The sequence below is a fragment of the Arthrobacter sp. genome, from assembly GCF_031179985.1.
Taxonomy (GTDB): Bacteria; Actinomycetota; Actinomycetes; order Actinomycetales; family Micrococcaceae; genus Arthrobacter.
The window spans coordinates 13,872-23,913 of the sequence record NZ_JAPSHJ010000052.1 but is presented as its reverse complement, the minus strand read 5'-3'; the positions used below and the strand labels follow the sequence as shown (position 1 = coordinate 23,913).

Genomic DNA, 10,042 nt, shown 5'->3' with positions numbered 1-10,042 from the left:
CGTTGCGGTGTTCGTCGAGAAACGCCTCGAACTGGGCGCGCGCTGGCTGGTTGATGACGTCGTCGGCGGCGGCGACGGGGAGGGAAGACATGCGTGAAGTATGCCAATGCTCCGGGCCGGGAGCAATCTCCTGCAATTCCAGCCCGGAACCTGGCCTTGCCCCCGTGGGCGGGAGGGTGATCCGCGACCCGCCCAGGGAGTTGTGCTTCTCATTGCAGGGGTGGCGGCGCAGACTGTTGTCGTCGGCTTCTCTGGCTGCCTGTTGATGGAACAGGCACTTACTACCTTCTGCCCAGGCGACGCCGGTAGCACCTGTCAGATACGAGCGAACAAAGGATGGGGAAATGGGCACATCAGATCCAGACGATATCCGGATCCACAGCGAGGCTCCGGTTGAAGGAGACGACTCCCGGGATTTTCCCGAGATCCGCTCCCACTCCCAGGATCCGGCTGAGGGCTCAGATTTTGCTGCTGAGGGCACCAGTGCCTCCGCTGCCCGGCCACAACAGCCTCCGGCGCCCGGCCAGCCTCTGGCCGAAAAGCTACTTTGAGGTCACTCAGCAATGGGAACCGATTGCCTCATTGCTGGCCGGCGAGTTCCGGGTCCCTGACCTTGGGTACCTGGACGCCCAACTCGGCGAGTGGGCAGCCGAAGTGAAGAAGCTGCACATCGGCGGAGAAGGGCGGCCCGGCCTCGGCTCTAATCGCCGTCGTCGGTAATCCTGAGAGGTTGCGGCGGCGCCAAATAGGGTAGAGGAGGCCTTTTTGGCCTTGACTGGAGCGGTTCGGTGGAGTTGTTTTAAGGGCTATTCCGAGCATATTGACATGCAGATTTCGGGGGAATACTGTCTGCCTTAACGGGGCCTTTCCGCCCCGCTCCCAAAGAATTTCGGCGCTGAGTCTAGACTCTTCTGCTAGGCGAGGGCGCCAGCGAGGAGTCACAAATGTCTTGGGAAATGACCGGAAAATATGTTGCCAACTGCAACTGCCAGTTGATCTGTCCCTGCCCGGTCGATGGCCCGCCCACGGATTCGAATGGCGAGTGCCGCGGCGTAGCTGTATTCCAGATCGCGAGCGGGAATCTCGATGATACCGACCTGTCGGGAGTTTCCTTCGCCTTCGCCAATTGGTTCCCGTCAAACCTCAGCGCAGGCAACTGGAAGGTGGGGATCGTCGTCGACGACGGCGCCTCGGATGCCCAGGCCGGCGCTCTGGAAACCATTCTCCATGGTGATGCCGGTGGCCCGTTCGCGGATTTCGCCGCGTTGTACGGGGAATGGCTGGGTGCGGAGCGTGCGAGCGTCAGGTTCTCCGACGGCGACAGCCCGTCGGGTTCGGTGGCCGGGCACGCGGACTTCACGTTTGAGCCGCTGCTGGGGCCGGACGGCGGTTTCACCACCGAGAAGAACGCGATGTTCGGTTTCGCCGAGGAATTCCGGATCGGAAAAGGGCGGGGGCACTCGAAGCTCTTTGGCCTCGACTTCGACGCTGTCTACGGTGAGACCGCGGACTTCACCTACGGAAGCGAGATGGCCGAGAACGCCCCCCGGGGCCGGGCCTGAACGCGCCTGGCTGATGCTGCGCAGGAAGCTGTCCACGAGAGGCGGCGCGCACCCACTTGGGCGCGCCGCCTCTCCTTCGTCTGCCACCGCGTCCCGGGTCGATCCGCGGGAGTTTGGCCTGATCGCGGTCCTGCTCATACTGGCCGCGGCGAGCTGGGTCTTCACTTCCGTGCAAATGAGCGGGATGGACATGGGCACCTGGACGGATCCGGGACCGCTGGGACTGTTCGTCATCACGTGGGTTGTGATGCTGTCGGCCATGATGTTCCCCTCCGTGGCGCCAATGGTGGTGGCCTATTCACGAATTCACAGCCACCGCCGTAAGACGGGCCGCTACGCGCCGCCCGGGTCCACCCCCGTGTTCGTGGCTGGCTACCTGATTACATGGACGGTCTTCGGTGTGGTGGCCTATCTGCTGTACGCATCCGTGGTTTCGTTGGTTCCCTGGATCTTCGCCCCCGATCAGGGCGGGCGGTACCTGGCCGCCGGAGTGATCCTGCTTGCGGCCGCCTATCAGTTCACTCCCGCCAAAAATGTCGCCCTGATGAAATGCAGGAGTCCCATGGACTTCATCCTGCACCGGATGCGGAACGGGTATGGTGGCGCGCTGCGCATGGGAGTGGAGCACGGCGCATGGTGCGTTGCGTGCTGCTGGGCGCTCATGGTGGCGTTGTTTGCCCTGGGCGTTATGAGCACCGGTTGGATGGCACTGGTGGGGGCCTTTATCGCTGGCGAGAAGATGCTGCCCTGGAAACGGTTCGCCAACCGCGCAATTGCGGTTGCGCTGGGTGTCATAGCGCTCGCTGTTGTTTTCTGGCCCGCGCCGATGAGTGGCGGGATGGTGATGTAGCAGCCGGACCTGAGCAGGCCGAAGTGATCCGGGACGTTGCCCGCCGTCGTCTGTAATCGCCGACGCCGCTAATTCAGCGGCAGTGACAGCCCGGCCGCAAGATTCCCGCAGGATTGCCTTAATTTCATAGTGCAGGTGGCCGCGTCAGGATACGTTCATGGCGGGGGATGATCGACAACCTGCAGGTGCATGTGCTGACGCTCCCGGGGTCCTTGTTGTCACAGTTCGCTGGTCGCTGCGAACTACTCACCGAAGGGAAGTGCTCCCGTGGCTGGCTGTTGTTACTGGTGTCTTAGAGGCTGGCCGGATGATTAGGGACGCTGAGGCTTTGTGGCTGGACATCGTCGAGGACGTCCGCTGGTATCCCTCACCGCACAACTCCCAGCCGATGAAGCTCCGGCCCATCAGCGAGACAACGGCACAGATTTACTATGACCTGGACCTCGGGCTGCCTGCCGAACCTTTTGGTATTCCGTTCGCCCACGTTTGCGCGGGTGTTTTCCTGGAGTCGTTGTCCGTGGTCGCTGCAGCTCGCGGCTACCACGCCATCGAGGCACTTAATCACTCGGAAATGGATTTCGATGCGGTAGACCGTTTGCATCTTATTGGCACGGTGCGACTGGAACCGGCCAGCCCGGGGACCCGGTCCGCGGCTGAACGTCGGCTGGCTGTATTCCGATCCAGGCAGACGTCCCGGCGGCCCTATGACAACAGGGTCGTGGGCGAGGAAATTCTGAGGGAAGCTTCCGCCATCGCCGCCGGGCAAGGGTATGATTTCCGCTCGACGGCCAATGCCCGCACGGTCTCTTCGCTGGTGCAGATCAATCAGAAGACGCTCTTTTCCGACCTGCGGAATGACGCCGTCTACGCCGAGATCATGCAGTGGTTGCGGTTCTCAAAGGATGAAGCGGCCGCAAAGGCGGACGGGCTCAGCGCCGAAACCATGATCATGCCGGGACCCATCCTTCGCTTCGCGATGCGGAACCGCAGGCTGTGGTCCTTCCCGATCATCGGCGGCCTCATCAGGGCCATGTATCTGCGCACAATGCGCGGTGTAAGACAGCTCGGATGGCTCGAAGGCCCCTTCGCCGAACCTGCCCACTATCTCGAAGCCGGGCGCACCTTCATGCGGGTCTGGCTCTTCTTCACTGAAAGAGGCGTCTACCTGCATCCCTTCGGGACAGTCATCACCAACCCGGAATCGCACGCCGATTTTGTTGCAGAGGCCCGAATCCACGAATCCGGCAACAGGATGGCGTGGATGCTCTTCAGATTCGGCTACAGCTTCACGCCTCCAACTGCACACCGCCGCCCCGCCACCTCGATGCTGCTCGGTCTTTTGCCCGAGGGACACATCCCCACAGGAGCCAGCCATGAGTAAAACGCTCATTTTCGCCTTCGTCTTTCTGATGGACAGGTTCGTGGGGCTTTTCACGCCACGGGTCACCACACACCGGATACTGCTGATGCCCGGCATTGAGCCTTTCCGGTGGGCCGCAGGACGCTGGAGGGCCTGGCGGACTTTCGAAATGGCCGCCAAACGGGTGCCGGCCTACAAAGCCTTCCTCCTCGAACGAGGTGTGCCGGGAAGGCTTTCCCTCAAGGGCAACACCCTTGCCGAGGCTTTCGCCGCACTGCCGGAGATGGACAAAGACAGCTACATCAAACGCTGGCCCATTCCTGCCCGCAGCGTCAACGGCGTTCTTCCCCGCCACGGTGTGGTGGTCGATGAATCTTCCGGGAGCTCAGGCGTTCCCACCAGCTGGGTGCGTGGCCTCGACGAACGCCTTGCCACCCGGCAGCTGCTCCAGGTCGGCTTCTCGCGCACGGCGGAGACTCTCACGAAGCAGCCGTTCGTGCTCAACTGCTTCTCGCTCGGGGCGTGGGCTACCGGAATGAACGTCAGTACTTCCCTCACGGACGTCACCATGATCAAATCCATCGGCCCGGACCGTAACAAGGTCATCGCCACGATGCTCGAGTTCGGGACGGATTACACGTACATCATCCTCAGTTATCCGCCGTTCCTGAAGGCTTTGTTCGAGGACGACCGGATCAACTGGGAGGCCTATGACATCGTGGCGGCGTTCGGCGGCGAGGGGATCAGCGAGAACATGAGGGCGCACATCACCAAGTACGCCCACAGTGCCTTCGGTTCCTACGGGGCCTCCGACCTTGAGATCAACCTGGCCATCGAGACGGACTACACCGTGGCGCTCCGGCAGGCCATTGCTGCCAACCCTGATTTGTCGGCCCGCCTCACCAGGCAGGCGGAGTACGGGGTGCTGCCGATGATCTTCCAGTTCAACCCGTATGACTACCTCATGGAAACAAACGAGGATGGAGAGCTGGTGGTGACGATTGTGCGGAAAGAGAACGTCAATCCGCGGATCCGCTACAACATCCATGACCGCGGGCACGTAATGCGCGTGCGCGAACTCAATGCCGTGCTCAAGGAGTTCGGACTCGGACACGTCATTCGGCAGCAGTTCCTCGATCTACCGTTGCTCTTCCACTACGGCAGGAGCGACCTGTCCGTCGACTTCAACGGAGCCGTCGTAGCACCGGATGCCCTGCGCGACGTCCTCAGCGGCGACCAGGCCCTTCTTTCAGCGGTAGAGAACCACCGTTTGGTCAGTTTCGAGGACGATCACGGCGACCGGCAACTTCACATCGCGCTGCAGCTGACAGCGAAAGCCAGCAAAGATGGCACCCTGGACGAGGCTGCCTGCAGGACCTACATCGTGGAGCAATTGAGGCGCATGAACGGCGATTTCAACAACGCAATCCTCACATCACCAGACACGAGTCTGCCGACGGTTGCGTTCTATCCGCTGCACACTGGCCCGTTCCGCTCCGACGGAGCGAAGCTCAAGAACGAGTACGTTTGGCAACTCGGTCCCTCGGCTCCCCAGGACTGGAACCTGGACCTCACTTACCAGGTGAAGAAGGACGCGGCATAGGGAGTACGACGGCGGGGCCTGGCTTAGTCCCGGTCTCGGTTACCTCCCGGTTGAGACGCCGCTGAGAAGGTCGAAGTACTCCAGTGCCTTCGGCCCCATGTGGCGTACGCCCGCAAGAGCCTCCCGAAGGACGTCCCTGGCCGCGGGGTCGGAGAGCCTGGCCCTCAGTTCCTCGACAGTTTCGATGCCTTGGTCCTCCAGCACCGCGGTCAAATCTTCTATCTGTCCCAAGCGGCCGGGCGACGGCCACATGATGATTTGCGAGAGGGACCCCGTAGAAAGACGGTTCCGAAACCCGCTGGTCGTGTTTGCATCAGGCCAGGAGGCTACAAGGGCTTCAACCCGCGGCTTGACGGTTGCCTCGTAGTTTTGCCGCCGTTGCAGGGAGGCATCGACAATAATTGCTCCAATCGAATCCCAGCCCCGGCTGATTTCGGTCGGGGTGTCATGGGTGTCCGTGAGGTGGGGCAGTCTGGCGCTGTCGTCGTCGATAGTCATTAGTAAATCCTTGCACGCAACACAGAGCAGGGGCCCCTTGGGACCGTGATCCGCTTCCGACGAGGCGAAGGCAGTCAGTCTTTCGGCAACTGCAGTGCCTCCCAGATCCGCGCCGCGACGGCGTCTGGATGTCCCATGCCGTCAACATGGAGCAGGACCCCGCGATCGGCATAGCAGCCGAAGAGCTCGGCGGCTTCGTCGGCATAAACCTGCAGGCGGCGGTCGATCACCTCGGGAGTATCGTCAGCGCGGCCTTGTTCCCTGGCGCGCTGCAGAAGCCGGGCGATGATGTCACGTCTGTGTGCGTCAAGTACGACGATGGCGGTGAGGTGCACGGATGATGCTGAGAGCACTAGATCCAGTGACTGCACTTGGGCGGCTGTGCGTGGGTAGCCGTCCAGGATAAAACCGTCTTGTGCGTCGAGTTCCGCGAGCCGGTGGGAAACCAACTCATCCGCGATCTCGTCCGGAAGATAGTGGCCGGAGCCCATCAAATCCCGAATCTGGAGGCCCAGCGCTGTTTCGTTGCGTACCTGCTCACGGAACAGGTCTCCGGTGGAGATCCATGGGACCTGGAGGTGGCTTGCCAGCCGCACCGCCTGGGTGCCTTTGCCCACTCCGGGAGGACCCATCATCAGAATTCGCGTCATCAGAGCTCCTCTGGTCGGCCACGCAGGAGACTTGCAGGTGACTCCTGCTGGCTGGCGCCGTAGTCCTCATTGTCCCACCATGTCGGGAAACTCCAACAGGCAAAAGGGAACCCCGCAACAAGGCGGGGGTTCCCTCTAAGGCGTGTCAGCCTGCATCATCATGGGTTAGAGAGTGTGCGGGTATTGATAGAAAAGTTCCAGGTCTCCGTCGTCTAGTCCGAACACCATTCCTGCGGACGAGCATCCGCGGCGTGAGAGTAGACGCTGCATGACTTGGTTTGAAAGATTGGTCGAGGGCTAACTTCTGCCGCTGGAGTACGACGGCGGCGCCCGCCTAAGCCCCCCAGTCCAGTCAGGTGTACAGGAGTGATCCGGGGGTCGTGAGGACTTCGCCCGTTTCCAGCCAGGTCTTCAGGCCGGAGAGGATCATCGGCCAACCGCCGAAGAGCTCCTCGTTGGCTCCTTCGCGCAGCTGATCGTGGGTGACAATGAGGTGGCAGGAGTCGCCCACAGGTTCAATCTCCCAGGTGATGCGGGAGGTGCCTTCGGCTTTGACGGCCTCGCCCCAAAGTGCGCGCATGGTCTGAACGAGTCTGCGGGGAGGATCCACCTCGAGGTTCTCTCCTTCGCCGAGGAGCTGACCGCCGTCGGGCGCCATTTCGAAGCGCCCGCCGGGCGTCCAGTCCGAGTTGATTTTCATCCCGAACTGGTACTTGCTGCGGATGCCGCTGTCTGTGATGGCTTCCCAGAGCCGTTCCGGAGTGGTCTTGATGTAGATTTCGAAGATCTTTTCCATGGGACTTTCCAATCTGGTTTTGAGGTCGCTGAGGGCAGCGGCCCATGGTTCTGCGTATTTGCTGACCCAGCGGTCGTGGACCAGGCGGATGGGCACAGGATTCAGGAAGTGCAGTTTTTCGCGACCTCGACGGCGGGTCACCACCAGGCCTGCCTCTTCCAACTGTTTGAGGTGCTTCATCACACCGTAACGGGTCATGTCGAAGTGGGCCTCAAGCGCATGGAGCGTCTGCCCGTCCTCCCTGAACAGCTCATCGAGCAGGTCCCGGCGGGTGGGGTCGGCCAAGGCTTTAAACACTTCGTCCACCCCTCCAGAATAGGTGACTAATTGGTCACCTGTCGAGGCCTTCTACGGAACGCGACACGAGCCAACAGCGTCGCGCGCCGTTGTGGTTCGTGGAGCGCTGTCCATCTTGATACTGACGGAAACCCGCTGGCCTACGGCGTCGTTCTGAACAACGGATCAACTACGCCGATCTTTGACGTTGTCCTGGATGCTCAGGATCTGCTCGGAAAGCTCAGGACACTCAAACTTCCGCTGCAGGAAGCTGCCCAAGGGCTGTGAAAAAGCGTAAAGATGGGGAGGCCGCCCTCCCGAATTGCTACGGCATGATCGTGTACAGATCGATCACCGTCTCGTCGGGCGGGGATGTGAATCCGCCCTCGATACCCTGCTGCATCCGGGGAAGCAGGACGCCGTCACGGAATTTCTCCCAGCTCTCCTTCGACTCATGGACACCTATGATCGTCCAACCACCGGCAGAAGAGCCTCCGGCATGGAAGATCTGACCTTCGGGCAGGCGCCCCTCGCCTGGGTGAGTGACGGCAATTGACGCCTCGTACTGTTCCTTGGTGCCTCCTGGGAAGAAGTGCACAACACCATAGGGCGTGGCTTCCATCTCTGCTCCTTAGTTGGTCTGGATGCGCTGGACATGCCAACCATCGACCCCGTCACTCGGGATGTCAAGAAGTTTGCGTACACTCGGTCCAAGGCTGCCGCCACCCCTGGATCTGGCCGACCCAGCTATGAACGTGCCCGCATCTTCAGGAGCAGCCATACAGTCCTCGACGATCCTTCCACCCTCACTTCTGTGGATGGCTACGGCCGGTTCCCGCAATGCGGCACTGCTCCTTCATCCGCGAAGCCGCTTCTTATTGGCCTTTTTTTCGTACAATAAGTCAATGGCGAAGAGGAATTATCTTATCGATGGTAGTTCGGGCACGGGCAAAAGTTCGGTATCTGGCGAACTCCGAAAACGCGGATATAAAACCATTGATGGCGATAATGAGCTGGCTTATCGCGGCGACCCTGAAACGGGAAGGCCAACAGATGCTCCTGGATTTCAGTATCATATATGGGACGTTGATAAAGTCAGAGAGATAGTTGCCAATAAAGAAGATGAGGTGGCATTTTTCTGTGGCGGTTCAAGGAACTTTCAAAAATTCATAGACGCATTCGACAACGTATATGTATTGGATGTGGATGCTGAAACGCTCAGGGAGAGATTGGACCGCCGTACAGTGGATGATTGGGATGTGAATGATAGTGTCAATACCACTGAATTTGTACTGCGTTTGCATGCCACTAAAGAGGCCTTACCCGAAGGCATAACTATTAATACTGCGCGCCCCATCAACGAAGTTGTTGACGCTATTCTTGAAGGTATTGAAGTTCAGTTCTAGCGTCGCTCACGACCGTACAACGGCCGCGGAACTGAGCCCGGTAACAACATAAGGAGCAGCCAGAGCGTTCGGGGTACCGGCCAGATAACCGCCAGCAGGAGCACAGGCACCAGGGTGAGTCCGACGTCGGGGAACTGGCGGACGATGACGGCCAGGCTGGTGTCGAACTTCGTGGGCGCGTAGATAAAGCACAGCCATAGCGCGAAGCCGTCGAGGACCAAAGCGGCAGCACCCAACGCCAGAGGCGGCCACCGCCGTCGGGCCCGGGAACCCCGACGGAGCAGAACCCTGAACGAAAACCACAGGCTCAGAAGCTCCAGGAGCAGCAGTCCCAGCGAGACTGCCCAGCTGTAGCGCTGCAGCCAGTCCTCGGGCACCACCGTCGGCGCCGGATCCTGCCCGTGAAGGATGCGCAGAACGTTGGTGTCGATGGCCTTGAGCCGGGACGGGGCCGACGTGTCGTTCCCGTTGATCATCAGGACAACGCCGAGGTCGGAGGCGGGAACCAGAGCCTGGTAGGTGTGCGAATTGCCCCATTCCCCTTGATGCTCCACCAGCAAGGGCAACGTGGCAGGATCGGGCTGTAACGCGGGATCGACGGATTCCACCAGCGGACGGGTAAACCAGCCCATGGCGTACTCCTTGGACTCGTCAATCCGTACCCGCGGCTCGAGGATGGCCTCCACACTTGCCGGTTGGAGGATGCGGCGGTCCCGGTAATTACCCTCGTCCAGCAGCGCTATCAGTTCGTGGCTCTTGTCCTCGGCGGAGGCAAACATGGTGGTCGAGGGCATTCCGGTGGTGCCCGCCGGCACTTGGGTCCGCAGCCAAAATGACCCGAACCACAGCGAATGCCCGGCAGCCACGTTGTCCTCGCGGGCAGCAGCCTTGCTTGTATGGCCATGCTCCATCTGCAGAGGCTCGAAGACGTGCTGCTCCACGTACTGCCCGAACGGCTGGCCGGAGACCGTTTCCACCAACAAACCCAGAATGTTGAAGTTGGCATTGGCGTACCCGAATGCTTCACCAGGGACTCCCGCG

At 60.7% G+C, this 10,042-nt stretch carries 12 protein-coding genes; 7 read left to right on the top strand and 5 right to left on the bottom strand.

Annotation, left to right across the window (positions count from 1 at the left end):
* Positions 1–344 precede the first annotated feature (344 nt).
* From RIN13_RS17470 to RIN13_RS17450, 5 genes are all read left to right on the top strand, one after another.
* On the top strand, positions 345–551 hold the full coding sequence (locus RIN13_RS17470) for a hypothetical protein (protein WP_309108587.1): 207 nt from the start codon (positions 345–347) through the stop codon (positions 549–551).
* A gap of 393 nt (positions 552–944) precedes the next feature.
* Positions 945–1,562 carry a DUF1326 domain-containing protein gene (locus RIN13_RS17465; protein WP_309108586.1) on the top strand — a complete coding sequence of 206 codons (618 nt, stop codon included), beginning with the start codon at positions 945–947 and terminating at the stop codon, positions 1,560–1,562.
* A gap of 13 nt (positions 1,563–1,575) precedes the next feature.
* A complete protein-coding gene (locus tag RIN13_RS17460; RefSeq protein ID WP_309108585.1) occupies positions 1,576–2,412 on the top strand; it encodes a DUF2182 domain-containing protein in 837 nt (278 codons plus the stop codon).
* A 307-nt stretch (positions 2,413–2,719) separates the two neighbouring features.
* A complete protein-coding gene (locus tag RIN13_RS17455) occupies positions 2,720–3,793 on the top strand; it encodes a hypothetical protein (protein ID WP_309108584.1) in 1,074 nt (357 codons plus the stop codon).
* Positions 3,786–5,375: a CoF synthetase gene (locus RIN13_RS17450; protein ID WP_309108583.1), complete on the top strand. Its 1,590-nt coding sequence runs from the start codon at positions 3,786–3,788 to the stop codon at positions 5,373–5,375. The genes RIN13_RS17455 and RIN13_RS17450 overlap by 8 nt, the downstream gene beginning before the upstream one ends.
* A gap of 39 nt (positions 5,376–5,414) precedes the next feature.
* On the opposite strand, the gene RIN13_RS17445 is transcribed toward RIN13_RS17450, so the two are convergent.
* The 3 genes from RIN13_RS17445 to RIN13_RS17435 all read right to left on the bottom strand — a co-directional run bounded on the left by RIN13_RS17445 (position 5,415) and on the right by RIN13_RS17435 (position 7,625).
* The gene (locus RIN13_RS17445; protein WP_309108582.1) at positions 5,415–5,873 is read right to left on the bottom strand and encodes a hypothetical protein; all 459 of its coding nucleotides are present in this window, start codon (positions 5,871–5,873) and stop codon (positions 5,415–5,417) included.
* A gap of 74 nt (positions 5,874–5,947) precedes the next feature.
* Positions 5,948–6,523: an adenylate kinase gene (locus tag RIN13_RS17440; protein ID WP_309108581.1), complete on the bottom strand. Its 576-nt coding sequence runs from the start codon at positions 6,521–6,523 to the stop codon at positions 5,948–5,950.
* A 352-nt stretch (positions 6,524–6,875) separates the two neighbouring features.
* A complete protein-coding gene (locus RIN13_RS17435) occupies positions 6,876–7,625 on the bottom strand; it encodes a metalloregulator ArsR/SmtB family transcription factor (protein WP_309108580.1) in 750 nt (249 codons plus the stop codon).
* Between the two features lie 21 nt (positions 7,626–7,646).
* On the opposite strand from RIN13_RS17435, the gene RIN13_RS17430 reads away from it, so the two are divergent.
* Positions 7,647–7,883, top strand: coding sequence for a hypothetical protein (locus tag RIN13_RS17430; protein WP_309108579.1), 237 nt, complete (start codon positions 7,647–7,649; stop codon positions 7,881–7,883).
* A gap of 37 nt (positions 7,884–7,920) precedes the next feature.
* Here the strand turns inward: RIN13_RS17430 and RIN13_RS17425 are convergent, their stop codons facing one another.
* Positions 7,921–8,217, bottom strand: a complete 297-nt coding sequence (locus RIN13_RS17425) for a hypothetical protein (protein ID WP_309108578.1) — start codon at positions 8,215–8,217, stop codon at positions 7,921–7,923.
* Positions 8,218–8,500: 283 nt separating this feature from the next.
* Here RIN13_RS17425 and RIN13_RS17420 point away from each other — a divergent pair, with 283 nt between their 5' ends.
* A complete protein-coding gene (locus tag RIN13_RS17420) occupies positions 8,501–9,001 on the top strand; it encodes an AAA family ATPase (RefSeq protein WP_309108577.1) in 501 nt (166 codons plus the stop codon).
* On the opposite strand, the gene RIN13_RS17415 is transcribed toward RIN13_RS17420, so the two are convergent.
* The coding region (locus RIN13_RS17415) for a serine hydrolase domain-containing protein (RefSeq protein ID WP_309108576.1) at positions 8,998–10,042 on the bottom strand (1,045 nt) is incomplete at its 5' end. The two genes, RIN13_RS17420 and RIN13_RS17415, sit on opposite strands and share 4 nt — an antisense overlap.

Excerpts from the sequence above, each read along its gene's own strand:
- RIN13_RS17470 (WP_309108587.1), top strand. The coding sequence starts at position 345 with ATGGGCACATCAGATCCAGACGATATCCGGATCCACAGCGAGGCTCCG.
- RIN13_RS17465 (WP_309108586.1), top strand. The coding sequence starts at position 945 with ATGTCTTGGGAAATGACCGGAAAATATGTTGCCAACTGCAACTGCCAG.
- RIN13_RS17460 (WP_309108585.1), top strand. The coding sequence starts at position 1,576 with ATGCTGCGCAGGAAGCTGTCCACGAGAGGCGGCGCGCACCCACTTGGG.
- RIN13_RS17455 (WP_309108584.1), top strand. The coding sequence starts at position 2,720 with ATGATTAGGGACGCTGAGGCTTTGTGGCTGGACATCGTCGAGGACGTC.
- RIN13_RS17450 (WP_309108583.1), top strand. The coding sequence starts at position 3,786 with ATGAGTAAAACGCTCATTTTCGCCTTCGTCTTTCTGATGGACAGGTTC.
- RIN13_RS17445 (WP_309108582.1), bottom strand. The coding sequence starts at position 5,873 with ATGACTATCGACGACGACAGCGCCAGACTGCCCCACCTCACGGACACC.
- RIN13_RS17440 (WP_309108581.1), bottom strand. The coding sequence starts at position 6,523 with ATGACGCGAATTCTGATGATGGGTCCTCCCGGAGTGGGCAAAGGCACC.
- RIN13_RS17425 (WP_309108578.1), bottom strand. The coding sequence starts at position 8,217 with ATGGAAGCCACGCCCTATGGTGTTGTGCACTTCTTCCCAGGAGGCACC.
- RIN13_RS17420 (WP_309108577.1), top strand. The coding sequence starts at position 8,501 with ATGGCGAAGAGGAATTATCTTATCGATGGTAGTTCGGGCACGGGCAAA.